Annotated in this window: 20 protein-coding genes; 10 read left to right on the top strand and 10 right to left on the bottom strand. The window is 69.9% G+C overall.

What is annotated here, in order from left to right:
- Positions 1-22 precede the first annotated feature (22 nt).
- The 3 genes from ACZ3I4_RS27380 to ACZ3I4_RS27370 form a co-directional block, all read right to left on the bottom strand.
- Positions 23-1,549: a protein kinase family protein gene (locus ACZ3I4_RS27380; protein WP_465384883.1), complete on the bottom strand. Its 1,527-nt coding sequence runs from the start codon at positions 1,547-1,549 to the stop codon at positions 23-25.
- Between the two features lie 190 nt (positions 1,550-1,739).
- A complete protein-coding gene (gene murJ / locus ACZ3I4_RS27375; RefSeq protein WP_465384882.1) occupies positions 1,740-3,506 on the bottom strand; it encodes a murein biosynthesis integral membrane protein MurJ in 1,767 nt (588 codons plus the stop codon).
- Between the two features lie 48 nt (positions 3,507-3,554).
- Complete coding sequence (locus tag ACZ3I4_RS27370) at positions 3,555-4,436, bottom strand: hypothetical protein (protein WP_465384881.1); 882 nt, start codon at positions 4,434-4,436, stop codon at positions 3,555-3,557.
- 99 nt (positions 4,437-4,535) lie between these two features.
- On the opposite strand from ACZ3I4_RS27370, the gene ACZ3I4_RS27365 reads away from it, so the two are divergent.
- Entirely contained in the window at positions 4,536-5,969 is a 1,434-nt protein-coding gene (locus ACZ3I4_RS27365) for a CCA tRNA nucleotidyltransferase (protein WP_465384880.1), read from the top strand.
- Positions 5,970-6,022: 53 nt separating this feature from the next.
- Positions 6,023-6,478: a methylated-DNA--[protein]-cysteine S-methyltransferase gene (locus ACZ3I4_RS27360; protein WP_465384879.1), complete on the top strand. Its 456-nt coding sequence runs from the start codon at positions 6,023-6,025 to the stop codon at positions 6,476-6,478.
- A 66-nt stretch (positions 6,479-6,544) separates the two neighbouring features.
- Here the strand turns inward: ACZ3I4_RS27360 and ACZ3I4_RS27355 are convergent, their stop codons facing one another.
- Entirely contained in the window at positions 6,545-7,624 is a 1,080-nt protein-coding gene (locus ACZ3I4_RS27355) for an inositol-3-phosphate synthase (RefSeq protein ID WP_465385055.1), read from the bottom strand.
- A gap of 20 nt (positions 7,625-7,644) precedes the next feature.
- Positions 7,645-8,295, bottom strand: a complete 651-nt coding sequence (locus ACZ3I4_RS27350; RefSeq protein WP_465384878.1) for a PadR family transcriptional regulator — start codon at positions 8,293-8,295, stop codon at positions 7,645-7,647.
- A 158-nt stretch (positions 8,296-8,453) separates the two neighbouring features.
- Here ACZ3I4_RS27350 and ACZ3I4_RS27345 point away from each other — a divergent pair, with 158 nt between their 5' ends.
- From ACZ3I4_RS27345 to ACZ3I4_RS27335, 3 genes are all read left to right on the top strand, one after another.
- Positions 8,454-8,924, top strand: coding sequence for a DUF5318 domain-containing protein (locus ACZ3I4_RS27345; protein ID WP_465384877.1), 471 nt, complete (start codon positions 8,454-8,456; stop codon positions 8,922-8,924).
- Between the two features lie 363 nt (positions 8,925-9,287).
- Complete coding sequence (locus ACZ3I4_RS27340; protein ID WP_465384876.1) at positions 9,288-11,897, top strand: transglycosylase domain-containing protein; 2,610 nt, start codon at positions 9,288-9,290, stop codon at positions 11,895-11,897.
- 108 nt (positions 11,898-12,005) lie between these two features.
- Positions 12,006-13,538: a glycosyltransferase family 87 protein gene (locus ACZ3I4_RS27335; protein ID WP_465384875.1), complete on the top strand. Its 1,533-nt coding sequence runs from the start codon at positions 12,006-12,008 to the stop codon at positions 13,536-13,538.
- 261 nt (positions 13,539-13,799) lie between these two features.
- On the opposite strand, the gene ACZ3I4_RS27330 is transcribed toward ACZ3I4_RS27335, so the two are convergent.
- The 3 genes from ACZ3I4_RS27330 to ACZ3I4_RS27320 all read right to left on the bottom strand — a co-directional run bounded on the left by ACZ3I4_RS27330 (position 13,800) and on the right by ACZ3I4_RS27320 (position 18,140).
- The gene (locus ACZ3I4_RS27330) at positions 13,800-15,086 is read right to left on the bottom strand and encodes an MFS transporter (RefSeq protein ID WP_465384874.1); all 1,287 of its coding nucleotides are present in this window, start codon (positions 15,084-15,086) and stop codon (positions 13,800-13,802) included.
- Positions 15,087-15,169: 83 nt separating this feature from the next.
- Positions 15,170-17,341, bottom strand: a complete 2,172-nt coding sequence (locus ACZ3I4_RS27325) for a hypothetical protein (RefSeq protein ID WP_465384873.1) — start codon at positions 17,339-17,341, stop codon at positions 15,170-15,172.
- Between the two features lie 22 nt (positions 17,342-17,363).
- Entirely contained in the window at positions 17,364-18,140 is a 777-nt protein-coding gene (locus tag ACZ3I4_RS27320; RefSeq protein WP_465384872.1) for a deoxyribonuclease IV, read from the bottom strand.
- Positions 18,141-18,268: 128 nt separating this feature from the next.
- On the opposite strand from ACZ3I4_RS27320, the gene ACZ3I4_RS27315 reads away from it, so the two are divergent.
- The 5 genes from ACZ3I4_RS27315 (at position 18,269) to rplI (ending at position 21,244) form a co-directional block, all read left to right on the top strand.
- On the top strand, positions 18,269-19,267 hold the full coding sequence (locus ACZ3I4_RS27315; RefSeq protein WP_465384871.1) for a hypothetical protein: 999 nt from the start codon (positions 18,269-18,271) through the stop codon (positions 19,265-19,267).
- Positions 19,268-19,557: 290 nt separating this feature from the next.
- Entirely contained in the window at positions 19,558-19,848 is a 291-nt protein-coding gene (rpsF, locus tag ACZ3I4_RS27310; protein WP_133873827.1) for a 30S ribosomal protein S6, read from the top strand.
- Positions 19,849-19,913: 65 nt separating this feature from the next.
- Complete coding sequence (locus ACZ3I4_RS27305) at positions 19,914-20,489, top strand: single-stranded DNA-binding protein (protein ID WP_465384870.1); 576 nt, start codon at positions 19,914-19,916, stop codon at positions 20,487-20,489.
- Between the two features lie 51 nt (positions 20,490-20,540).
- Positions 20,541-20,780: a 30S ribosomal protein S18 gene (gene rpsR / locus ACZ3I4_RS27300; RefSeq protein ID WP_007073789.1), complete on the top strand. Its 240-nt coding sequence runs from the start codon at positions 20,541-20,543 to the stop codon at positions 20,778-20,780.
- Between the two features lie 14 nt (positions 20,781-20,794).
- Entirely contained in the window at positions 20,795-21,244 is a 450-nt protein-coding gene (gene rplI, locus ACZ3I4_RS27295) for a 50S ribosomal protein L9 (RefSeq protein ID WP_465384869.1), read from the top strand.
- A gap of 120 nt (positions 21,245-21,364) precedes the next feature.
- Here rplI and ACZ3I4_RS27290 read toward each other — a convergent pair whose 3' ends face one another.
- Positions 21,365-22,084, bottom strand: coding sequence for a VOC family protein (locus tag ACZ3I4_RS27290; protein WP_465384868.1), 720 nt, complete (start codon positions 22,082-22,084; stop codon positions 21,365-21,367).
- A 140-nt stretch (positions 22,085-22,224) separates the two neighbouring features.
- Positions 22,225-25,884: a hypothetical protein gene (locus ACZ3I4_RS27285; protein ID WP_465384867.1), complete on the bottom strand. Its 3,660-nt coding sequence runs from the start codon at positions 25,882-25,884 to the stop codon at positions 22,225-22,227.
- Between the last annotated feature and the right edge of the window lie 400 nt (positions 25,885-26,284).

Genomic DNA, 26,284 nt, shown 5'->3' with positions numbered 1-26,284 from the left:
CGAGCGAGTGGGGGCCCGACTCTCAGTAACCGGAGACCGAGATCTCTTGTACGTCGACCTGGAACCGGCCCTCACCGTCGGACGGCAGCTTGGTCAGGAAGACCAGGACGTATCGGTAGGTCTGGTCGGGGTTGAAGACCGAGAACACCTTGCGGTTGCCGGTGGTCACCGTCTCGGAGTCGCCCAGCCGCTTGTAGGTGTCCATGATCTTCTGGTCGCCGGCCGAGGTGTCGCCGGTGTCGTCCGCGCCGGCGCGAATGTCCATTGTCACGCCCGGCTGCGACATCAGGACCTCGACCTCGGACAGCTTGCGGGCGGTGCCGAGATCGATCAGCACGCCCATGCCCGGCTTGCGGTTGCCGAAGTTGGCCTGGTTGAACCGCTGGAGCTTCCACGCGGTCTCGTCGTCGCCGTCGACCGTGTACTTCGCCTCGCCGGTGTCGTCGCGGTCACCGTCCGGCGGGTCGACGATGCGCACCATGTCGGGCGTCAGCGGGATCTTCTTCGGCTGCGGCGCGGGGGCCTGCGTGTCGGTCGTGCCGTCGGGATCGGTGCCGGCGCCGGCCTGGTTGGTGATGGTCGGCTTGGGGTCACCCGAGCCGCTGATCGCCTGGATGCCGAAGACCAGGCCGACGACCGCGATCACGACCAGGGCCGCGACACCGATGATGATCTTTGAGGTGCTGCGGGCCGGCTCGGACGTCGGGTTCTGGGTGAACCGCAGCGGGCCGGCGTCGTCGTAGTCCTCGTCGGCGGAGGAGTCGAGCCGGGCCAGCTCGGCCGTGAGCGAATCGGCCTCGGGCGTGGCCACCCGGGTGTCGAGCAGGTCCATCGTGAGGTCGTCGAGATAGGCCGGGACGCCGGCGCGGATCTGCCGGGGCGCGGCCGGGCTGCCGTTGGCATCCCGGTTGGCGTCGGGCAGCGCCGAGTTGCCGACCTCGTTGTGCGGCCAGTGACCGGTCAGCGCGAAGTAGAGGATGCCGCCGACCGCGCGGATGTCGGACTCGACGTTGTCGGCGGAGTCGGCGCGCGCGTCGGCCAGCACGACCCGGCCGTCGTCGGCGATCAGCGTGGTGCCGGGGTGCACGTTGCCGTGCACCATGCCGGTGGCGTGCACGGCGGCCAGGGCGTCGGCGATCGAATGGGCGATGGCGGTGGCGCGGCCCGGGTCGAGCGGGCCGTCGGTGCTGACCATCTCACGCAGCGACTCGCCCTCGACCCACTCGCGCACGACGTAGGCGCGGGAGCCCTCGTCGATCGCGTCGTAGACCCCGACCAGGTTGGGGTGTATCACCCGGCTGGCGTCGACCGCGGCCTGGAGCATCTCGGCGGCGGAGTCGCCGCCCGGGTAACGCAGCACGACCGCGACCGGCCGACGGAGGATGACGTCGATGCCGCGCCAGACCTGCCGGCCGGCGGAGTCGTCGTTGACGTGCTCCTCGAGCTGGTAACGCTCGGCCAGGATCTCACCGGCGGTGGGAGCACCGAACGTCATGACCGGTCCGTCCGCATCGGCCGCGGTCTCGTGGCCTTCGCCGACCTGGGTCACCAGTCCTCCTCGGTGCTCCACGCACGGGTTTGCCGTGCTCGGTGCAAATGACGATGCGCGAAGAGCACATGCCGACACCGACCATACCCGCCCGGGGCCATCCGGCGGCAGGTCGTCCCCCCGGCGCGGCAAGCTCGGCCGAGCCCGGCCCCGAACCGCCGAGACCCGCCGCCGCCGGTAAAACCCCTGGTCAGCGGCCGAGTTTGCGGCGCACCAGGCCGATTACCTGGCTCACCTCGGTCACGCGGAGCATGGTGGCCGCGGCCAGGTAAGCAATCAGAATTACCGCGCCGCCGGCCAGCAATTGAAGAATCGCCTCGCCCCGGCCGCTCGGCTCGCCCGCGCCGGGCAGGAAATGCACGACCAGGAGGCCGAGGGCGGCGGCGATCGCGGCCGCGACGAGCACCTTGATCAGAGCCACGGCGACCGAGCCGAGGTTGAGCCGGCCGATCTTGCGGCGGAGCACCGCGAGCGAGATCAACGCCGAGACCGTGTACGAGATCGCGTTGGCCGCCGTCATGCCGGCCGCCGACAGCGACGCGTTGAGCACGCCGGCCAGGATGAAATAGCCCGCGATACGCACGGCCACGACCGGCAGGTTGATCAGCGCGGCCGTCTTGTTGCCCTGCAGAGAATAGAAGGCGTACGTGCACAGATAGCTGATCGAGAGCGGGAGCACGGCGAACGCGGCCACCACCAGGACCTTGCCGGTGGCGAGCGCGGCCTCGTGAGTGAAGGCGCCGCCCTCGAAGAGCATGACGGCGATCGGGGCGCCGAGCACGCCGTAGACGACCGCGATCGGGGCCAGGGCGGCCGAGGTCAGCCTGATGCCGCGGCTCAGGTCGGCACTGACCTCGGAGAACCGGCCCTCGGCGGCGGCCGCGCTCATCTTGGGCAGCAGCGCGGTCATCACCGAGACGCCGATGATGCCGTGCGCCATCATGGTCAGCAGGAAGACGTTGTTGAAGGCGAGCACGCTGGCACTGTTCTTACCGGCTACGCCGTTGAGGATGCGGACCACGGCGAAGATCGCGAGCTGGTTGGCGCCGACATAGAGCAGCATCCAGCCGGCCAGCCCGCCGATCTCACGCAGCCCCAGCGAGCGCGGGTCCCACCGCCACTTCCAGCTGAAGCCGACCTTGCGCAGCGCCGGCAACAGGCCGATCGCCTGCACGACCATGCCCAGCAGCGTGCCCAGGCCGAGCAGCAGGATCCGGCCGTCGGTCATGTCCTCGGGCCGGAAGCCCTTGGTCGGGCCGAAGGCGACGATGAAGATGCCGCAGACGGCGATGACGACGATGTTGTTGAGGATCGGCGCCCACATCGGGGCGGCGAAGTGGCCGCGGACGTTGAGCACCGCGCCGATCAAGGCCGAGAGCCCGGTGAAGAAGATGATCGGCAGGATCAGGTACGCGAAATGCGTGACCAGGTCGCGGTAGGCCGGAGTGGTGTCGTCACCCGCCTGGATCATCGTGATCAGCGGCGCCGCCGCCACCACCAGGACCGTCGCCAGGCCGAGCGACACGATCGCGAAGGTGAGCAGCTTGCGGGTGAACTCCTGGCCGCCGTCCGGGTCGGCCTTGCGCCGCCGCACCAGCAGCGGGATCAGGACACTGGACAGGATGCCGCCGAGCAGCAGCTCGTAGATCTGCCCGGGCAGGAACTGCGCGCTGGTGTACGCGTCGCCGATGCCGAGGCCCAGCGTCATGCCGATCAGCGCGTTGCGGACGAACCCGATGATCCGGCTGACCAGGCTGCCGATCGCCATGACGGCGCTGTTGCCGGCGGTGCCGCCGTCACCGGACTCCGGAAGCTTTTCCGGCGGCAGCGCCTGATCCTCGACCGGCCCGGTGTTGCCGAGCTGGGAATCGACCGAGATCACCGTGACGCCGTCCTCCGGCCCCGGTGGCTCGCCCTCGGGCCTGGCGTGCGCGCTGCGGTAGAGACCGCCGTTCACCGATCCTCCCGAGCATCGTGCGGAACTGCAGTCACCATACGGCTCCGGTCACAGCCGGTGTCGCAGGAGCGTGCCCGGCTCGGCCCCGGCCAGCGTCTCGACCATCCAGCAGGCCTCGGCCGGCACCAGCGGCTCACTCAGCGCGTCCAGCACCGTCGGATGATCGCAGCCGGCCTCGGTCAGCGCACCGAGCAGCTCACGAATGGGCCGGAGATCACCGGAGTCGAGGATGTGCCGCGCGATCGGCCGGGTGTCGGCGTACCACCGCTGGCTCGGCACCGCGTGCAGGTGAGCGGCCGCCTTGCGGACCAGATCGGCCAGGTCCTCCCGCGGGAAGCGCGACCCGGTGCGTACGTCTCGAACCGCTCTTTCCGGACGGCTCAGCTCGGCGATCGAGGCCTCGTCGAGCACCTGCGGCGAGAGAACCGGCCGGGCGGGCCACCAGTCGTCACTCGTGAACAACGGCAGGGGCGCCTGCTCGGGACCGGACGGCTCGGCCGGCGGGACGTCGCGGCGCAACGACCGGTACGCCGCCTCGCGCATCGCCGCGATCTCGGGCTCGTCGTCCTCGGCGGTGGGCGGCGCGAACGGCGACAACAGCGCGACGACCAGGCCCGGGTGGGGCAGCGTGGGGTCCTCCCAGGCGATCACCCGGCCGCAGAGGTCGAGCTCCCACCACCGCAGGGCGGCCGGGCCGGGCTCGCCGGGAACCGCGTAGGCGAGCTGGACGGGTTCACTCGAGGCGGGGACGCGCAGGCCCAGGGCCCGTTCGCCGGTCCGGAGGTCGATGTCGAGCACCAGGGCGTAACCGGCCGTGACGGGGAAGGTCGCGCGCAGTTCGCCGGGCTCGTCGTCGCTGGTCACGCAGCTTTCGCCGGCCCAGAAGTCCGGATTTTCGGCGAGCCGGAGCAGCGTGTCGGAAACGGGCACCCGCCCATCCTGCCCGCTGACGCCCCTTCGCGCCCATTCGTGCCGCCGCCCGACCCGCCGCCCATCGCCGGACCGATGGCCCGATAGGCTGGTCATCCCATGTCTGTGTTGAATGCCGCCCAGAAGAACGCGGTCGCCGAGCTGCTGCGGGTCTCCCCCCTCGCCGACGAGCTGGGGCGCCGCTTCGGTGCCGCCGGCCACGAGCTGCATCTGGTCGGCGGATCGGTGCGCGACGCGCTGCTGGGCCGGCTCGGCGACGATCTCGACTTCTGCACCGACGCCCGCCCCGAGCAGACCCTCGAGGTCGTGAAGGGCTGGGCCGACGCCATCTGGGAGACCGGCCGCGAGTTCGGCACGATCGGCATCCAGAAGAACGGCCTCCGCCTCGAGATCACCACGTTCCGGGCCGAGGCGTACGACGGGGTCACGCGCAACCCGGTGGTCGAGTACGGCGATTCCCTCCTGGAAGACCTCCAGCGCCGCGACTTCACGATCAACGCGATGGCCGTCTCGCTTCCGGGGCACGACTTCACCGACCCGTACGGGGGGCTGGATGATCTTGCGGCCCAGGTGATCCGCACCCCGGCCGCGCCGTCGCAGTCGTTCGGCGATGATCCACTTCGGATGCTGCGGGCCGCCCGGTTCGCCGCCAAGCTGCAATTCACTGTGGATCAAAAGGTCATTACCGCCATGCGGGACATGGCCCCCGATCTCGACCGAATCACCGCGGAACGGATCCGGGACGAGTTCACCAAGCTGATGTGCGGCGCCGACCCGATCACCGGCCTGCGGCTGCTGGTCGACACCGGCCTGGCCGACCGCTTCATTCCCGAGATCTCCGGGCTCAAGCTCGAGATCGACGAGCACGCCCAGCACAAGGACGTCTACGAGCACACGCTGATCGTCGTGCAGAACGCGATGCGGCTCGAGGGCGAGGACGGACCGGACTTCACGCTGCGGATGGCCGCCCTGATGCACGACATCGGCAAGCCGGCCACCAAGGCCGTCGGGCGTGACGGCCGGGTCAGCTTCCACCACCACGAGGTGGTCGGGGCCCGCATGACCAAGCAGCGGATGAAGGCCATGAAATACCCCAAGGACGTCATCTTGGAGGTGGTCGAGCTCGTCGGCCTGCATCTGAGGTTCTACGGGTACGGCCGGGGCGAGTGGACCGACTCGGCCGTGCGCCGCTACGTGACCGACGCCGGCCCGCTGCTCACCCGGCTGCACCGGCTGACCCGCTCCGACGTGACGACCCGCAACAAGCGCAAGGCGGCCAACCTCGCGGCCGACTACGACGCGCTCGAGGAGAGGATCGCCCGGCTGGCCGAGGAGGAGGACCTGGCCCGGGTCCGTCCCGACCTCGACGGCAACGCGATCATGGAGCTGCTCGGCGTTCCGCCCGGCCCGGTCGTCGGTCAGGCCTGGCGGTTCCTCAAGGAGCTGCGCCTCGACCGCGGGCCGCTGTCGCGCGACGAGGCCGAGGCCGAGCTCTACAAGTGGGCCCGCGACAACGGGCACCTTTCTTCCTAGGCGGCTCGTCCGGGTATTCGAACTTGTCGTACCCGGGGAGCAGAATCGTCGCCATGTTCGTCATCGACTCGCCCATCGGTCCGCTCGGCGTCGCCGTCGAGGGCGACACGGTCGTGGGGGTGCGGTTCGCCGCGCGGCCGGGGCCGTCCGGCTCGCATCCGGCCGTGCGGCAGCTCGAGGCCTACTTCGCGGGCGAGCTGACCGACTTCACCGTGCCGTTCGAGCTGCGCGGCGGCTCCGAGTTCGAGCGCGCCGTGTGGGGCGAGATCGCCCGGATCCCGTACGGGGAAATGGTCACCTACGGCTCGATCGCGACCGCGTTGGGTGATCCGGGGGCCGCGCGCGCCGTCGGCACCGCCTGCAACCACAATCCGATTCCGGTGATCGTCGGCTGTCACCGGGTGGTCGGCGCCGGCGGCAAGATGGTGGGCTTCGGCGGCGGCCTCGACCGCAAGCGCAAACTGCTCGAGCTCGAGGCGCGGATCGCCCTGGCCCGGGCCTGGTCGTAGAGCCGGCGGGGCCGGACATGCCGATGGCCGGGCCCGCCGGGCCCGGCCATCGATGTACTGCTGAGGTCAGCGCTCGATGTCGCCGCGGATGAACGCCTCGACGCTCTCCTTGGCGTCGTGGTCGTTGTACTGCACCGGCGGGGACTTCATGAAGTAGGACGAGGCCGACAGGATCGGGCCACCGATGCCGCGGTCCTTGGCGATCTTCGCCGCGCGAACGGCGTCGATGATCACACCGGCCGAGTTCGGCGAGTCCCACACCTCGAGCTTGAGCTCGGCCATCAGCGGGGTGTCGCCGAACGAGCGGCCCTCGAGCCGGATGTAGGCCCACTTGCGGTCGTCGAGCCACGGCACGTGGTCCGACGGGCCGATGTGCACGTCGCTCTTGATCATCTCGTGCGGGATCTGGGAGGTCACCGACTGGGTCTTCGAGATCTTCTTGGAGATCAGGCGGTTGCGCTCCAGCATGTTCATGAAGTCCATGTTGCCGCCGAAGTTGAGCTGGTAGGTGCGCAGCAGCTCGACCCCGCGGTCCTCGAACAGCTTGGCCAGCGCGCGGTGCACGATGGTCGCACCGACCTGGCTCTTGATGTCGTCGCCGACGATCGGCAGGCCGGCGTCGGTGAACTTCTGGGCCCACGCCGGGTCGGAGGCGATGAAGACGGGCAGCGCGTTGACGAACGCGCAGCCGGCGTCGATCGCGGCCTGGGCGTAGAACTTGTCGGCCTGCTCGGAGCCCACCGGCAGGTAGGAGACGACGACGTCGACCTCGGCGTCGCGCAGAGCCTGCACGACGTCGACGGCCTCGGCCGAGGACTCCTCGATGATCTCGCGGTAGTACGTGCCCAGACCGTCGAAGGTCGGTCCACGCTGGACCGAGACACCGGTCGGGGGCACGTCGGTCAGCTTGATGGTGTTGTTCTCGCTGGCAACGATCGCCTCCGCGAGGTCCATGCCGACCTTCTTGGCGTCCACATCGAACGCCGCGACGAACTTCACGTCGGATACGTGGTAGTCGCCGAAGGTTACGTGCATGAGACCCGGGACGCGGTCGTTGGGGTCGGCGTTCTTGTAGTACTCCACGCCCTGTACGAGGGACGAGGCGCAGTTACCTACACCGACGATGGCGACGCGGACGGAGCCCATCGCGTTTGCCTCCTTGTTCATCACGGCCGGTCCTTGTGCGGACGCGGGGGTTCGGGGGATGCATCCTGGGCCGCCCGCTCTGGTGACGGTTCGGCGGCAGGGATGTCGAATTCCCCGGCGGATCCTGCCGGGGCTCGGCCGGAGCGCTCGTTGGTGATGAGCTCCTCCAGCCAGCGGACCTCGCGCTCGGCGGCGTCGAGTCCGTGGCGTTGCAGTTCAAGCGTGTACGCGTCGAGCCGGCCGGCGGCGCGGGACAGCACGTCGCGCAGACCCTCCCGGCGTTCCTCGATCCGGCGGCGGCGACCCTCGAGGATCCGCAGCCGGGTGGCGCGATCGGTCCGGGAGAAGAACGCGAAGTGGACACCGAAACCGGCATCGTCGTACGTCTCTGGACCGGCCTGGGCCAGGAGATCGGCGAACCGCTCCTTGCCGTCGGCAGTGATCTTGTAAACAACGCGGCCCCGTTTGCTGGTCATCGGGGGGATCATCGTCGGATCGGACTCGGATTCGGTGATCCAGCCGGCCGTCTGAAGTCGCTTGAGCGTCGGATAGAGGGTGCCGTAGCTGATCGCGGCGCGGATGGTGCCCAGCTTGGTGGCGAGTTCCTTGCGGAGCTCGTAGCCGTGCATCGGGGTCTCCTGCAGGAGGCCGAGAATCGCCAGCTCCAGCACCGGCCCCTCACCTCCTACGCCCCGATGTATCGGTCCGATACATCGCAACCGTAGATCCGTTGCCACAAGTGTGCAAGCCGTTCATGATTGAGCTACGTGCGCGCCACGCTGCGTGATGACTGTCGCTCCTCGCCTGAGGACCGCGTACTCTTTCCGCCATGCGTACGCAGCGCCAGCTCGTCGACTACTCGCTACAGAAGCGAGCAGTGCTGCGTGACGTGCACAACGGCAAGATTGGGACGCTCGAGGTCTGTGATGCCTCGCCATACCTCAAAAGCGCTGCTCGATTCCATGGCGAGCCGACCGACGAGCGCTGCCCGATCTGCCGCCGCGACAACCTCACCCTCGTGCACTACATCTATGGCGACGAGCTCAAGCAGTCCGCCGGGCAGGCGCGTAAGCTCGCCGAGCTGCCTGTCCTGGCCATGACGCTGCGTGAGTTCCAGGTGTTCGTCGTGGAGGTGTGCCAATCCTGCGCGTGGAATCACCTGACCCAGCAGTTCCTGCTCGGCCGGGACGCGCTCACCGCCGACGAACTAGACCGGGTCGAGGCGGTTGCCGCCTCGTCCGCCGCGGGCCGCCACCGCGAAATTGGGTCATCGGCTCACAGTTGGGACGGCCGCCTATGACGCGGATCGATCTCGCTACCGTTGACGTGACCCCGACCGGCTCGCGCATCCAGCGCTCCAGCCGGTCATTTCCGACATCAGTCAGGGCGGCTGCCGGTATGCAGCCCGAATCGCCCGCTTGTGGCGTAGCCGGGAAGGGCCCCTCCAGGGCTCTCCTGGCGTGCGTCCTCGCGACCGAGGTGTGACCGCATGAACCCGTACGGCGAACCGCAGTCTTCGCGTGCCCGGGCTCGAGTGCCCGGGTCCGCCGGCTCAACGCCTGACGACGACCAGCCTCGTTCCTACTCGGCCTCGGCCCGGCCCTCGGGGTCCGCGCGCCCGGCCCCCGATGCTTACCGCCGTGGGGCCGGTGGACGCGCGCCCGTGGGCAGCGCGCCGGTCGGCAACGGCACCTCCGGGCGGGCTTCGGTCGGCAGCGCCTCCGTCGGTTCGGCCCGCGTCGGCGGCCGGGCCGCCGTCGGTGCCGCCGCGCCGCCCGGACGCGCCGCGGTTGGCGCCGCGGCCGCGCCGCCCGGCCGTGCCCCGGTCGCCCGGGCCGCCGTACGGCCTGGTGGTCCGTCGGGTTATGGGCCGGACGACGAGGGCAGCATCGGCGGCGACCGGCCGGGTCGCGGAGGCAAGGACAAGTCGAAGGCGGCCAAGCGCCGTCGCCGCACCAACATCCTGACCGCCGCCGCGGCTGTGGCCGTCATCATGCTGGGCGCGGGCGTGGTCGGCGGCACCTACTTCTTCGACGATGTCGACCTGCCGGCGCCGGTCACCGAGGACCAGTCGAACGTGATTCTCGACTCCAAGGGCGCCGTGATGGCGAAGATCGGCGACCAGAACCGCACGGTGGTGCCCGAGCCGAAGATCAACAAGGTCGTCGAGCACGCTGTGGCCGCGGCCGAGGACAAGAACTTCTACAAGCACCACGGCATCGACATGAAGGGCATCGTCCGCGCCGCGTGGAACAACTTCAGCGGTGGCGCCACGCAGGGCGCGTCGACGATCACCCAGCAGTACGCGCGGCACGCGGCCGAGCTGAAAGAGATCAGCATCAACCGCAAGCTGCGCGAGGCGGTCATCGCCCGCAAGCTCGAGTCGAAGTACGACAAAGACCAGATCATGGGCCTGTACCTGAACTACATCTACATGGGTGAAGGCAGGTACGGCATCGAGGCCGCGGCGCAGGGCTACTTCGGCAAGTCGGTGCTCACGCCGGCCGGGCAGAAGGGCGCCGTGACCCCGTACGAGGCCGCGGTTCTTGCCTCGATCATCAAGCAGCCGGAGCCCACCGACGGGCACAAGGGCTACGACCCGAACTACAACCTCACCGATGCCAAGGCGCGGTGGGAGTACACGATGGCCAACATGCTGGAGATGAAGTGGATCTCCCAGGAGGTCTACGACAAGCGGGTCTACCCCAAGGTCAAGCCGATCAGCAAGGCCACGACCAGCAAGAGCACGGCCGGCAAGCCCGTCGGCATGGTCATGCGGCACGTCCGGGCCGAACTCGCCCAGATGGGCATCAGCGGGCAGGAGTTCGACAAGGGTGGCCTGACCGTCACCACCACGATCGACCCCGACGTGCAGAAGGCGGCCGAGGAAGCCGGCTCGCGCAAGAGCGAGAGCTCGCCGATGAACGGCAAGCCCGCGACGTATCAGGCCGCGGTGATCGGCATCGACCCGAAGACCGGCCGGGTGCTCGGCTACTACGCCGGCGACGACCCCAGTGGCCTCGACTACGGCGGCTACCTGTCCAGCGACGGCAGCGAGATCATCGGTGGCCAGTCCCCCGGCTCGACGTTCAAGATCTATACCCTGGCCGCCGCGCTGAAGGAGGACATCTCCTTCAAGACGACCTGGGACGGCTCGAAGCTGCGGCCCAACGGCACCAAGATCAGCAACGCCGGCGCCGACCCCGGAACCGTCTGTAAGGGCAAAATCAAGTTCTGTGACCTCGAGACGGCGACGATCAAGTCGTACAACTTCCCGTTCTACTGGATCGCCGACGGCATCGGCCGTGACAAGGTCATCGCGGCCGCGCGGGACGCGGGCATCCAGCACATGTACACCGACGGGAACAAGCAGTTCCCCAACGGCAAGCTGGTCGACCTGACCAAAACCAACGCGGAGACCTGGAAGCAGCGCGGCTACTTCGACAACGAGGTCGCCTTCGGCCAGTACCGCGTCGTCCCGCTCGAGCACGCCGAGGGCGTCGCCACGATCGTCGGCAACGGCGTCCACCACGACGCCCACTTCGTCAAGTCGGTGACCCGGGTCGACCCCGAGACCGGCAAGAAGGCGGTCGTCGGCAGCGAAAAGATCGAGGGCAAAGAGGTCTTCAGCCCCGATCAGATGTCCAACCTGCAGTCGGTGCTGAAGGAGATCGTCCGGGTCGACGACCGTGACCTGCGCGGCGGCCAGCAGAGCATCGCCAAGTCGGGCACCTGGGAGTTCAAGGAAGGCAGCGGTGACACCTGGTTCGTCGGTGGCATGCCGCAGCTGGCCGCGACGGTCTGGGTCGGCGGCGCCAAGGACAAGGTCGAGCTGAAGGAATCCAACGGCCGGGACATGTTCGGCGCGGGCACGCCGTCGAAGATCTGGAAGAAGTTCCTGGACGCCGTGATCAAGGCGAAGGACCTGCAGCAGGAGGACTTCCCGAAGCGCGTCGAGACCGGTAACCCGGACAGCCCGTTCGCCAACGGCCAGGAGCCGCCACCGCCGCCCGTCCAGGACAGGCCGGACGGCAACGAGGGCGGAGACTGCGTGCTCGGCGTCATCGGCCCCGGCTGCGGCGAGAACAACAACGGCGGCGAGAACAACAACGGCGAGAACAACGGCGGCAACAACGGCGGAGGCGACAACAACGGCGGCAACAACGGCGGAGACGACGGTGGTGGTGACGACGACGGAGACGACGGCGGCGGCCAGGGCACACCCGAAACTCAGCCGACGTTCGAGCAACCGACGTTGCAGCCACAGAACTAGCGCTTCGTGAAACCGGTGTGCATCCCCTCAAGGGGTGCACACCGGTTTTCGGTTTCCTCCGCAGGGCGTTCCGGAAGCCAGGTCCGAAGTACGGCATGATGCCATGTCATGAGCACGCAACCGCCCGGGGACATCGACCGCTCTGACACGCCGAGTGCGCCGGCGACGTCGGACGGCTTCGTGCGCGGCATCTCGCAGGCGATCGGCGGGCCGCTCGGCTCGCACGCGGTCAAGCCCGATGCCCGGCGCGGACGGTTCTGGACGGCGACCCGCATCATCCTCGCGCTGACGTGCCTGACCCTCGCGTTCTCGTGGGTGCAGAAGTCGCCCTGCCAGAGCGGCGACTGGCAGCGGAACGTGCAGTACACCCGGTTCTGCTACACCGACGTGCTGGCGCTCTACTACGCCGAGCACCTCAACGAGGGCGCGGTTCCGTACAAGGACTGGCCCGTCGAATACCCGGTCGTGACCGGATACTTCATGGGTGCGCTGGGGCTGCCGGTGCACGCGTACGGGCAGGACCACCCCGAGATCAACCAGGGCACGTGGTTCTACAACGCGAACGCGATTGTGCTCTCGGCACTGGCTGTGGCGACCGCGGCGATCATCCTGGCGTTGCGCCGCCGCCGCCCGTGGGACGCGGCGATCTTCGCGATCTCGCCGATCATCTTCTTCACCGCGACGGTCAACTGGGACTTCCTGGCCATCGGACTCGCGGCGATGGGGCTCTATCTGTGGGCCAAGAGACATCCGGCCTGGGCGGGACTGTTCCTGGGGCTTGGTGGGGCGGCCAAACTGTGGCCGCTGTTCATCCTCGGGCCGCTGCTCGTGCTGGCCATGCGGTCGAAGTCGCTACGGTCGTGGACGGCGGCGATGGCGACGGCCGTGGTGGCCTGGGTCGTGGTGAACTTCCCGGTCTTCTTCTTCTACCACGAGAGCTGGCTCAAGTTCTTCCGCCTCAACAGCGAGCGGCCGATCGACTGGGGCACGCTCTGGTACGTCGGCCGCTACCTCGACGGCAAATGGAACTCGGGCGCCGCCGGTGATCAGGGCCCCTTCCAGTGGCTCAGTGATCACGTGCCGACGCTCAACCTCGTCTCGTACGCCCTCTTCGGTCTGGCCTGCGCCGGAATCGGCCTGCTCGCGTGGCTGGCCCCGCGCCGCCCCCGGGTCGCCCAGCTGTCGTTCCTCGTGGTGGCGGCCTTCCTGATCACCAGCAAGGTCTGGTCCCAGCAGTACGTCCTGTGGCTGCTCCCCCTGATCGTGCTGGCCCGCCCCCGCTGGGGCGCGATCCTCGCCTGGACCGTGGCCGAATTCGGTTACTTCACCGCCTTCTACGCCGAACTGATGGGCGCGGGCGGCAAGCCGGTCATCCCCGAGGGCACGTTCGTGCTGGCCTCGACCTTGCGCCTGGTCACCGTGGGAGTGCTGTGCGGCCTGGTGATCCGCGAGATCTGGAGGCCCGAACTGGACCCGGTCCGCGAGTCCTACGCCGACGACCCGGACGGCGGCCCGCTCAACCGTCCCGACGCGCCCTGGATCAACCGCTTGCGCCGTTCGTTCCGCTTGGACCGCTCCCCCGCACCCGCTCCCCTCGACCCGCCGCCGCCTCCCAACGACCAGGTCGTAGTCAAGGTCTGAGCCACCCGCCGGCACTTTCCGGTCACGGCCCGGCCCCGCTCTCTTGTGCCGGCACCGGGGCGGAGGCCGTCGCTCTCGTTGTGCCGGCCCGGGGACCGGCCGCACCGGGCTGCCGTTTTCTTGTGCCAGTTCGGGTGTGGGCGGCGCCAGGGCGGGGGCTGCCACTTTTCTTGCGCCGCCTCGGGCGTCGGCTGCGCCGAGGCGCACGCTTTTCTTGGCGTCGGTGGGTGAGCTGCGGTGTCGGCCCGGGCCGTGCGGATGTCAGCGAGCCGGCCTGATGATCTCCAGGTGGCGAAGGGCCGGGACGAAAGCTGCCGCCAGCATGGCGGCCGCGGCCAGGCCGCCGCCGGTTAAGGCCACGGCGGTGGTGCCGGCTACGGCGGCGAGGGCCGACGCGGCGATCTGACCGGCCGGCAGGGACAGGAACGACCAGAACTCGTCGTGGGCGCCGACCCGGGAGAGCAGGCGTTCCGGGATGTGAGTGTTCGTGACTGTTGTCCAGACGATGGTGAAGAACTCGGCGGCCACGCCGGCGACGAACGTGGAGAACATCAGCCAGGCCAGATCGGCGCCGGAACCGAGCAGGATCAGCGGGAGGGTGGCCAGGGCCATGGAGGCCAGGGCCGGCCTCATCGGCCGCCGCATGATCGGCAACTTCACCAGCACGATGCCGGCCAGCAGCGCTCCGGCTCCGCGGGTGCCGAGTATCAGACCCCAGCCCTCGGGGCCGACGGTGTCGTTCGTCAGCACCGGGCCGAGAACCTGCCAGAAGCCCAGGTTGGTGGCGTTGAAGATGGCGAAGGCCAGGGTCACCGACCAGATCCACGTGTGCGACCTGAAGTAGGTCCATCCCTCGCGCATCGCGCTGAGCATCGTCGGGTCGTCCGTGGAGCGCGGCGGTAGGTCGGGTAGCGAGATCTTGGCGAAGCAGACGGCGGCCAGCAGGAAAGAGGCCGCGTCCACGGCGATGGCCCAGCCGCCGCCGATCGAGGCGGTCAACAGGCCCGCCGCGCCTGGGCCGAAGATGCGGGCGATGTTGCCGGCCGAAGCCAGCAGCGAGCCGGCCTGCTGCAGACCGGGGGCGGGAACGAGGTTCGCGAGGATGCCGCGCAGGGCCGGCGTAGTCAGTCCTTGAAGGACGCCGTTGAGGGCGGAAAGCGGCAACAGCAGCCCGGGGCGCTGATGGGTGAGCAGAACGACGGCGACGCCGGCCTGGGTGATGCCGGCGCCGAGGCTGGTCAGGCGCAGCACGGTGTCCCGGCGGTAGCGGTCGGCGATGCCACCGCCGATGAGCATGGTGGCGACCATCGGGATCACGGCGGCGGCCAGAACGGCGGACAGCCAGGCTCCGCTGTCGGTGATCTCCAGGACGCCGAAGGACAGCGCGACCGGCGACATGAAGCTGCCCGCCATCGAGATCGCGCGGCCGGCGAAGAACCAGCGAAACGCCGGTGAGCGCAGTGGCCGTCCGGGGGCAGTGCTCGAAGCCGTCATCGGGCGGGGCGGCGGCTCGAGATCGTGATCTTCCGATGCTTCGGCTTCCGGCACGAGGGGTGACGCTGCCAGCGCAGAACGGAGGTATCAAGCAGATTCCGGCCACGAGGAGCTCGCGCGGCGGCGCCGCGCGGTTGTCAGCGCAGGTGGAAGAGGACCGCGTCGTCCAGGTCTTCGCGGCGGATGTTCAGGGCGTCCACGGGGATGTCGCCGGCGCGTTCCCAGGGGGTGCCGGCCGACTGGGAGCGGAGCAGGAGGACCCGGTCGATGTTGAGCGAGCGCAGATATTCGATGCTGGCGGCGTCGGGGAAGGATTCGACGTTGCGGCGGAGTTCGGCCTGGCGGGCCGCGCCGAAGCCGCCCGAGCCGTTGAGCATGGGCTGGAAGCGCGTGGTCGACCACAGCATGACGGTCTGGTCGGTCAGGGCGGCGGTCGGCAGCACCAGCATCGGGCCGCTGACCGTGCGCATGGCCGTGGGCTGGGCCGGGACGATCGGGTGGGCCGTCGCGTTCCAGCCTTCGACCAGCACCAGCATCAACGGCACGAAGGTGGCCAGCCGCAGCCACGGGCCCGGCCAGGGCGGAATGCGTTGTTCGGAGACGTGTTCGGCGCGACGCACGAACTCGGCCACGGCCCCGGCCGCGAGGATGGCCAGCAGCAAGGTGGCCCAGAGCATGAGCCGGCCGGGGATGCGCAGGCCGAGCGAGGCGGGGAGGTGGCCGAAGACCGGGAGATAGGTCCAGCGGCCCTCGTAGAAGTTCGTGCCCAGGGTCAGAGCGATCGTCGCGGCCAGGGCGGTCAGCAGGAGCAGGCGCTGTCGCAGCGTCCAGATCGAGAACGCCAGACCGGCGAGCGCGAGTGCATAGAGGACGAACCCGGGCAGCAGGCCCATCTCGGCCGGCCAGCCGAGCGAGGAGCGTGGCACCTCGTGCGGGGCGCCCCAGATGCGCGACTCGGCCGGGCCGATCAGCAGGCTGCGTAGCGGCGGCGAGAAGAAGGCGATCTCGGTGCCGGCCGGGCCGGAATCGGGGACGCGGAAATACGGAATGGCGATCAGGCCGCTGACCCCGGCCAGGATCAGCGGGCCGAGTGTGTCGGTGAGCATCAGGCGCCAGCCGAGCACGGGCCTCTCGGCGGGACGGCGCAGGCGGCGGATCGGCACCCCGAGGAGGAGCACGACCAGGATGAGGCCGAGCACGATCAGGAACGGGCCGCCGAGCGAGAAACCGAGGCTGACCTGCCAGATCGCGACCAGCCAACCGGCGGCGGCCCACTTGGCGCTGCGGCGATGGGGGCGCAGGCCGCGACGCAGCGACCAGCCGTGACCGCGGGCGAGCATGGCCAGGGCGAGCGGGATGCCGCCGGCCGAGATGATGTCGAGGTGGCCCTCCTGGGCGAGGCGCCACGGTGCGTACGCGAAAGCAACGGCGGCCACGGCGGCTCCCGTACGACCGGCGCCCAGCTGGCGAACCAGGGCGTAACCGCCGATCGCGAGCAGGGCGTGGGCCAGCACGAAAAGGATGTTGTAGCGGAGGATCGCGGCCGCCGGACCCTCACCGATCATGCCGAACGGGGCATAGCCCAGAAGGCTGTTGCCGTACGCGAAGCTGTCGGTCAGCGGGAAGAAGGCGTTGGACTGCCACAGGCGGGGCGGATCGGTGAGCAGGGTGTGCCCGCCCCAGGCGATCTGCCAGGCCTGACGGGACGGGTCCCAGACGTCCTGCGGAAGGGTGTGCATCGGGTAGCGCAGTGTCGGCCAGGTCAGAGCGACAGCCAGCAGGACGGCGCCGTAAACGACCACGGCGTATTCGTGCACCAGCGATCGGAAGAACCGGCGCGTGCCCCGGCGGATCCGGCCGGGCGGGCGCTCCGAGGTGGTGGCGAACGCCTTCCACGGGTCGGGCGGTGTGCCGGGCGGCCGCTCGGAAGGCAGCGGCTCGGCCCGGGTCTTTTGTGGACCGTCGTTGACCTTGGGAAGGTCGGTCTTCGTCTGGGTCACGCCGGGAGCGGAAGTCGCCGCGGCGGTCGGCGCGGACGAGGCGGCAGCTGCGGCGGGCGACGGAGAGGAAAGGGCAGCCGCGGCCGTTGGTGGCGCTGCGGCGGTTGGTGGCGCCGAGACTTTCTCTTGCCGGGGCGGACCCGATTGCGCCGGGATGGCGGGTGACGCCGCGGTGGCGCCGGAATCCTTGACGGCCGGCGATCCCTGTGTGGCGGGTGACGGAGCCGAACGAGGTGTGGCGCCGCCGGGGACGGCCGGGCGCAGGGCCTCGCGGGTGGGCGGCGGATGCTTCGGCTGCTCGGCAGTCATGAGCCTCTCCCCGTGCGGCGCGTCAACGACCCGTTCGCTCCCGCAGGAGCGCGATGTCGGCTGTCTGTCCCTCGGTGCCGCCCGGCGTCTCGACGACGGCCGGCGCACCGGCGGCCCGGATCGCCGCCACGATCAGGTCCGGGTCGATCTTGCCATTGCCGAGGTTGTCGTGCCTGTCCTGCCCGGAGTCGAAGGCGCCCTTGGAGTCGTTGGCGTGGATCAGATCGATACGCCCGGTGATCGCCTTGACCCGGTCGACGATGCCCACCAGATCTTCCCCACCCGCGTACGCATGGCAGGTGTCCAGGCAGAAGCCGGCGCCGAACGAACCCACCGCGTCCCACAGCCGGGCCAGATCGTCGAAGCGCCGCGCACAAGCGTTGTCGCCGCCGGCCGTGTTCTCGATCAGGATCGGCAACGGCAGGCCGCCGTCGTTCTCCGCGTATTCGAACGCCTTGCGCCAGTTGTCGATGCCGGCGGCCAGATCCTCACCCTTGCCCACGTGGCCACCGTGCACGATCAGCCCCTTGGCCCCCAGCTCGGCCGCGGCCTTGGCGTGCGCCACCAGCAGCTTGCGGCTCGGGATGCGGATGCGGTTGTTGGGCGAGGCGACGTTCACGATGTAGGGCGCGTGGATGTAGACGTCCACCTCGGATGCCCGCAGCGCCTCGGCGTCCTCGCGGGGCTTGGGGGTCTTGTAACCCTGCGGGTCGGTCAGGAAGAACTGCACCGCCTCGGCGCCGCGGGCGGTGGCCTCCTCGAGCGGGGCGGCGGGATCGACATGGGCTCCGATGCGCATGGGACGAGACTACGACGACCGCCCGACACTTTTCTCCACGCGTCACCGCGCCTTGCCGGGTCTCGTTAGCTCCATTGATCACGTTTGACCGATATCGGCCACGGCCGGTGCGAAGTGGGAGATGGTGCATGTCGCGGCAGGTCCGACAACGGGTGACGGCGATCGTGCTGGGCGGTCTCATCTTCGGTGCGCCGATGCTGGCCAACGGGACGGCCAGCGCGGATCCGGTGCCCGAGGGCGCCCACCAGGTGACGTTCTCGGGCGGCGGGATGTTCGGCATCTCGTGCCGGTCGCGTCCGAGCGTCGAGTCGATGACCGTTCCGGCGCAGAGCACGATTCGGGTCGTCAACCAGACCGGGTATGCCGCCGACCTGTTGCTGGGCCGTGATTCGAAGGGCACGCTGCCGGACGACTCCTCGACCGAGGTGATCTTCCGGCGTGGGTCGACCTCGGTGACGCTCAAGCCCAACTGCGCGCTCGGTGACGAGGCCGAGCCGGTGGTGATCACAGCTTCGCCGTCCGCCTCGGCGACGACGCTGCCCGGCCCGTCCCCTCAGTCGCCGTCGGACGACCCGCAGCCGATGTCGCTCACGCCCGACGATTCCGGTGACTCCTCCGGCCCCCCGTCGGGTTCGATGGCCGCGCCGGCCGAGCGTCCCACCCGCCACAAGTCCGCGACCAGGCGTCCGGACTCTTCCCGGCCGACGTCCCCGCAGCCCGATGCCGTCCCCCAGGTGGCCACCGCGGCCGCCCAGAGCATGCCTCACGGCGGCGCCGCTCCGCGTCCCAAGATCAAGACTAAGAGTCCGGCCGGTACGCCCGGCAGCGCGGCGCCCGCGTTCGCCGGGATGCCACCCGGGAGCGAGAAGACTCTTCTTCCCGGCGTACCGAAGCTGGATCTGGACCCTGTGACGGTCGGCGCCGAAACGGCCGCACCGACCGTGCCCCCCGCTCCGCCCGCTCAGATCGCCGCGGCCGAGCCCGTGGCGGCGCTCGAGCCGATGCGGGAGGGTGGCAGCCCGCTCGGGCTGCTGGCGCTGACCGCCGCCGTATGTGTGGTCGGAGTCACAGTTGCCGCAATTCGGGCAATCGTGTCGCAACGTGCAAATAGGGCGGGATTGGCGTAGTTTCTCCTTCATAAGCTCCGCGGGGCGGCCGTCCAACCTCATCGGTGTGGTCGTTCCTCCCCAGGTCCCACCCAGCGAATGCGGATCGGGCGCCCCGCGGCTTCATCAGGAAGGACCCCGTCGTGCAGGCGGGGTCCTTCTTTTTGGTCACACGACCGTCGCGGGTATGCTTGCTCGGTTCGCGATGTGACCGCCGTGGGTCAAGTCCCACGGCTTTCTCATGCGAGCGACACAAGACCTCCTGCCACGGAGAGACCGTGGCCGTTAAGCCCACAGGAGGTGAGAACGTCTTGCGTCATTACGAACTCATGGTGATCCTCGATCCCTCGCTCGAGGAGCGCCTCGTCGGCCCTTCGCTCGATCAGTACCTGAATGTCATCAGGACCGCGGGTGGCTCGGTGGAGAAACTCGACGTCTGGGGCCGTCGCCGGCTCTCGTTCGAGATCAACAAGAAGGCCGAAGGCATCTACGCGGTCGTCGACCTGCAGGCGACGCCCGAGGCCGTGGCCGAGCTGGACCGTCAGCTCCGGCTGAACGAGTCCATCCTGCGTACCAAGGTCATCCGGCCCGAGACCCGCTGAGCCTCGTTTTTGTCAGGGGGTTCTGACAACCTCCAACGAACGAGCGAAGCGGCGAGGAGAAGATCATGGCAGGAGAAACCACCATCACGGTCGTCGGGAACCTGACCGACGACCCGGAGCTGCGCTTCACCCCTTCGGGTGCGGCCGTGGCCAAGTTCCGCATCGCCTCGACGCCGCGGACCTTGGACCGGCAGTCGGGCGAGTGGAAAGACGGCGAGCCACTCTTCCTTGCGTGCAACATCTGGCGTGACGCCGCCGAGCACGTCGCCGAGTCGCTTCAGCGCGGCTCACGGGTGATCGTGCAGGGTCGGCTGCGCCAGCGGTCTTACGAGACGCGCGAGGGCGAGAAGCGCACCGTCTACGAGCTCGAGGTCGACGAGATCGGCCCGTCGCTGCGGTATGCCACGGCGAAGGTGCAGCGCATGAACCGCTCCGGCGGCGGTGGCGGCGGTGGCGGCTTCGGCGCCTCCGGTGGTGGCGGTGGCAACCGGCCTCAGCCCAGCAATGGTGGCGGTGGCGGCGGAGCAAACAACTTCGACGACCCGTGGGCGACGGCGGCTCCGGCCTCCGGCAGCAGCAGCAACCGCTCCGGCGGTAGCGGCGGCGGCAACTCCTCGTTCGACGACGAGCCTCCCTTCTAGCCTTCCGGGTTTTCTGAAACCCAGGGCTTACCGAGTTCAGGAGTAAGAGCAATGGCTAAGGCTGCGGCGCTTCGCAAGCCGAAGAAGAAGGTGAACCCGCTCGACAAGGACGGGATCACCTACATCGACTACAAGGACACCGCTCTGCTGCGGAAGTTCATCTCCGACCGGGGCAAGATCCGTGCCCGCCGCGTCACCGGGGTGACCTCCCAGCAGCAGCGGCAGATCGCCCGCGCGGTCAAGAACGCCCGTGAGATGGCGCTTCTGCCGTACACGGCGACGGCGCGCTGAGGAGGATCACCGATATGAAGATCATCCTCACCCAGGAGGTGTCGGGCCTCGGCACCCCCGGCGACATCGTCGAGGTCAAGAACGGCTACGGCCGTAACTACCTGCTTCCGCAGGGCTTCGCGATCCAGTGGACCAAGGGCGGCGAGAAGCAGGTCGCGGTCATCAAGCGGGCCCGCGATGCCCGTGAGATCCGTGACCTGGGCCAGGCCAACGAGGTCAAGGGCCAGCTGTCCAACCTGAAGGTCACGCTGACCGCCCGCTCCGGCAACGGCGGCCGGCTGTTCGGCTCGATCACCCCGGCCGAGATCGTCGACGCGGTCAAGGCCGCCGGCGGTCCGTCCCTCGACCGGCGCCGCCTCGAGCTGCCCGGCCACATCAAGACCACGGGCGCGTACAACGTCCAGGTCAAGCTTCACCCCGAGGTGACCGCGACGTTCCCGGTGAACGTCGTCGCCGCCAAGTAAGAAGCGGAACGCACCAGGAGGCGCGTCGAGATCGAAAGATCTCGGCGCGCCTCCTGTCTGTGAGCGATGCGTCGTCGCGCCGGACGATCACGGCAGCGGCTCAGCCCTAACGGCGCGGAATCATCGCAGCGCCGCTGCCAGGTCGGCGGCGATCTCGAAGGTCGGTGCCGCCCTCTCGGTCTCGTCTGGATTCAGTGCGATGTGCTCGACGCGGGCCAGCATCCGGGTTGCGGTCTCCCGGTCATCCAGCGTTGTCGCCAGTTCCGCGCGGTACACCAGAACCTCTACGTGTGTGACCGGGTCATCGTCGGGCTGCGGGCGAGCCAGCGCGCTGTCGAGAATGCGGGCGGCCTGCCCGGCGTCACCCTTGGAGTCGGCCAGCACGACGGCGTTGGCCAGCGCCTTGGCGAGTCGTCCGGCGGGTGCGGGGGCCGGCGCGGGCATCGTGGCGGGGTTCTGGAAGACGCGGATCCAGTTGCCGCCCGGGTCGATGACGCTGAACCCGCCCAGCCCGTCCGCGTTCTTTCGAGCCCTGGGCCGGGTCATCCGCGGCATTCCGGACACCAGGACTTTGCCGTACGCGGTCCGCATGCCGGCGGCGAAAGCCCGGTGCAATTCCGCGACGTCCGAGGTGATCACGAGACAGGAGCCGTAGGACTGCTCCGGGTCGAACCCGGCAATCTCGAAGAACTGCAGGTTCAGGTCCTCCCGTTGCAGCGCCACGCAGGGATTGGGTTTGCGCTGCTTGTACGTGGTGCTGAAGCCGAGAACCCGGTAGAAGGCCTCGATGTCCTCAATCGACGCGCAGGGCAGCAGGGGGACGGTCACCTCGTTGGTCATGGCTCCTTCCTAGGCGGCGCGGATGGTCCGTCGCACATGGAGATAGCCGATCATCGCCTGGGCGTAGCCGATCGGTCGATGCGACCGCAGTCCGCGTGCAGCGTCCGTCGCCCGGACATCTGGCCGGCCGGCGGGAGCCGTCAGCTGAGGCTGTTGCCGGTGATGGCTGAGGTCAGAACCGTGGCGAGGCCGCCGCCGACCACGGCCGCGGCCAGGCCGACGCTGATCGCCTTCCACGAGTGGCTGACGAAACGCAGGCCGATCGCCACGACGACGCTCAGCACCAGCGAGATCAGGAACTGCGGGGCGGCCTTGGCCAGCGTGGACAGCGCGTGACCCTGGGCGCCGGTGCCGACGACGAGCATGTAAACGACGAACAGGACGACCGGAACGCCGTACCAGATGACGGTGTAGCCGACCGCGGCGAGCGGGCCGCCGGACTCCTGTTCGCCCTCCTCGTCGTCCGGATCGAGCAGGTCGCTCTTCCGGCCCGTCGGGTAGGCGCCGGTGACGGGGCGACGTTCATATGCCCCCGAAGGACCGTTCCAGCTCGCGGCGCCGCGAGCGGGTGCCGCCGCGCCCTCGCGCGGCACCGCCGAGATCAGCGACGTCGACGTGGTGGATAAGTTTGATTGTCCCTGGACCGCGGCTGAGCCGCCGGCCCGAAAGGGCACGTAATCCGAGGTGCCGAATCGTCGGGACTCGCCTTCGGCCAGATTGCTCTGGTCGGCCAGGTCGCGCCGCCAGTCCGCATCGCGGCCCTCGCGGTAGCCGGCGCTGCCCCGAGCGCGTTCGCGGCGCTCCTCGAGCGCCCACGGCGCGACATCCGGTGGGTCACCGTCGGCGTCGGCCTGCTCGCGCAGCGTCCACGGCGCGACCTCGTCGGGGCGGCCGGACCGGCTCGAACCGGGCTGCCAGACCTCGGGGCTCACCGGCTCGGCGGAGCCGGCGCGGCGGCGGCCGGAGCGCGGGGACTCACCGTACGGGTCGTCCTGCGGAACTCCGCTGACCGGAGCCGATCCCGGATATCCGGGGGTCGAGCTGACCGGCACGGAGGCGGCGCCCGAGTAGCCGGGAGTGCTACGCGGAGAGCTGACCGGGGCCGAGGCCGAGGCGGACCAGCCGTTGATCGGGCCGCCGGGCAGGCCACTGGCCGGGGCGGCGGGATAAACCGTCGTCGCGTCGTCGCCATAGCCCGGCGCGCTGCGCGGCGCACTCGGAAGTGCAGGCCGGCCACCGTACGGGGGTGCGCTCGCGCTGCCGTAGGCGGTGCCGCTGCGCGGGGCGTTGCCGGGCTCGTCGCGATACGCACGGCCGGTCGGCTCGTCATAGCTGCGAGCCGGCGGCGGCTCCTGATATCCGCGGCGGGGCGACTGCATTCCGCGGCCGGGCAATTCGATCTCGCGGCCGGGCGACTCGTATCCGCGGCCGGGCGGCTCTTCGTAGCCCCGACCGGTGGGCGGCTCCGGATATCCGCGACCGGGCGGAGGCTCCTGGTAACCGCGGCCGGTCGGCTCCTGATAGACCGGGCCGGTGGGCTCGTCGTAGCCTCGGCCGGTGGGAGCCGCGCCGTAGCCCCCGCCGCGGGGCGGGTCGTAGCGGTCGTCGTCGCGGCCACGACCGGGCACGGAACTCGTCGGCGCTGCGCCGTACGGGTTGTCGTCCTGGTAGCCGCGGGGGGCCGCGCTGGTCGGCGTCGCGCCGTATGGGCTGTCGTCCTGGTAGCCGCGGGCGGGGATGGCGCTGCGGGGTGCGGTGCCGGGCGTCGAGCTGGTGGGCGCTGCGCCGTACGGGCCGTCCGAATACGGAGCTGCGCTGCGCGGCGCGGGCGCCGGGGGCAGCGGTGGGGGTGGCGTGCGCCAGCCGCCCGTCGGTTCCGGACGGGAGTCGGGCTGCGGGGTGCCGAGAGGCGGGGGCGAAAGAGCGCGCGGGGCCTCGCCCATCGCCTCGCGGCGGTCGGCTTCACGGCGCCAGGCCAGGATGCGCGGGTCGTCCTCGGAACGGCTCCACTGGCCGGTGTCCGGATCGCGGACCCAGCTGCTGGTGTCGGGCTCGGCCTCCCACGAACCGGTCTGGTCACGCCAGTCGTCGCTGCCGCCCTTGTATTTCGCCCGGCCCGTCGAGGCGCCGGTCGGACCACTGCGGGGCGCGGCGGCGGGAGCGCTGCGAGGGGCGGCCGGAGGTGCGCTGCGCTGGGCCGACGGGGGCGCGCTGCGCGGGGTCGACGAGGGTGCGCTGCGCGGGGCCGCCGGCGGTGCGCTGCGCTGGGCGGGCGGCGGGGCCGGCATCGGGACGGCGCTGAACGTGGCAGTCTCGTCCGGCTCGGGACGGGCACGCCGGGAGGCACGAGGCTCGGCGGCCGGCGGGTAGGCGGCGGCCGAGCTGGTGGGATAGCCGGAGGCGCCCGTCGGGTAGCCCGGGCTGCCGGTCGAATAGCCGGGGCTGCCGGTGGGATAGCCGGGGCTGCCGGTCGAGTAGCCCGGCTCGTCGTCGGCGTAACGGTGAGCGCGCTGGCGACGGCCGCCCGGGGCGGGATCGTCCTCGGCGCCGAATCGCGGGCGCGGCGTCTCGTCGTAACTGGACGGGAGAGCGCGGGAGGCCGACGTGTCGTCGCGGCGAGGAGGACGCGGCGGCGGCTCGTACGGCGCGGCGGGCGGCATCTCGTACGCGGGCGATTCTCCGTACGCGGAAGGGGGTTGTTGCCTGCGCCCCTCGTCGCGACGGTTGACATTGCGGGAGCCGAAACCGCTGCCGGTGGTGCTCCAGCCGGGCGGGTCCGACGGCGGGGCGGGCGTGTCCCCGAACAGCTGAATGCTGCCGGTGTCGGTGTGCCTAGCCCAGTTGTCGGTGTTTTCCCAGTTGTCGGCGTCGGAGCGGCTGCTCGACCACCCCGTACCGCCGGACGGAGCGGAACCCGGCTCCGGAGCGCGTCGGCGCCCCACCGGGGGTGACCCGGCGCCCGGGTCGCGTCGCCAGGCGGCACGATCGTCCTCGCGCACCAGGTGGCGGCCGTCGTCGCGTGGGTCTTCGGAACGCAGCCAGGTGCTGCCCGTGTCCTCGGCGGGCTTCGAGCGCTGGTCGGTCAGATCGGTCCAGGTGGCCGAGCCCTCGATCGCGTCACGTTGCCAGGACGGCCGCGAGTTCCACGACGGCTGCTGCGGCGTGGGCTCGACCAGCTGCTGCCATGAGGGGGAGCTTTCCGCCGGCGTACGGGGGGAAGGCTGTTGCCACGACGTCTCACCCGGCTTCGACTGCTGCCGACTCGGGGTCGACGACGTGCTCGGCTCGTCGGGCGAGTCGGCGAACTGCTGCCAGGCCGGCCGGGTGTCCTCGCGCGAGTCGTCCGACCAGGCCGTGCTCGAGAGCGCGGGCTGGGCCATCGGGGTCTCGACGGCGGGCGGATAGGAGTCGTTGCCGCCGGTCTGCCACGCCTCGGTGGTCGAACGCCAGACGTGAGTGCCCGTGGTCGAGCGCCACTCGGTGGTCTGCCGCCAGCGGGCACCGGTCGCGCGCCACTCGGCGGTCTCGGTGCGCCAGCCCACGCCGTCGGCGGGGAACGTGGTGCGACCCGTGGAAGCCGCTTCGGACCAGCGGTTGGCTGGCTCGACGGCCTGGTGAGGATCGGGCTCGGCCTGCTGCGCCCACGCGTCGGCCCGGCGCTGCCAGTCGAGGGCCTCGGCGCTGGGCTGCAGGCTGCCGGTGTCCGTCAGCGACGACCATTTGCTGTCAGGCTCGACGAAATCGGGCGAATCCGGATTACGGGAGGAACGCGGCTCGGCCGCGCGTCGCTCACGCGACATGCGGGCACCGTAGTCCCACTCCCGTTGGTCCACCTGAAAAGCGTGCCTTCCGCGCGTCGGAACCGCAACGCCTCCGCGCGACGGCTTGCTCACGCCGGGCACCTTTTCGCACTTGTGCAGGAGTTTTTCCTCCTCCACAGGTGGGGACTGCGTAATCCCTGCTCGGCAAGGGAGAACCTTAGCCGTCCCCAGGAGTTGTACACAGGCTGTGCACAGGGCTACCCACAGGATCGGGCGGGATGTCCACAGGTTGTCCCAAGGCTCGTCCACCGACGTAGTTGGGCAGGTAGCGGCCCTGTTCGTACAGTGGGTCGGCCGCACGCGCGGAGCTTGATCGCGAGATTTTCCCGATCAAGGCGGGGAGTCAGCCGAAAGTGTCATACCCGGGCTGTTTGATCTG

This window comes from Actinoplanes sp. NPDC021490 (genome assembly GCF_055562135.1).
This window is presented reverse-complemented; position numbering and strand designations above follow the sequence as displayed.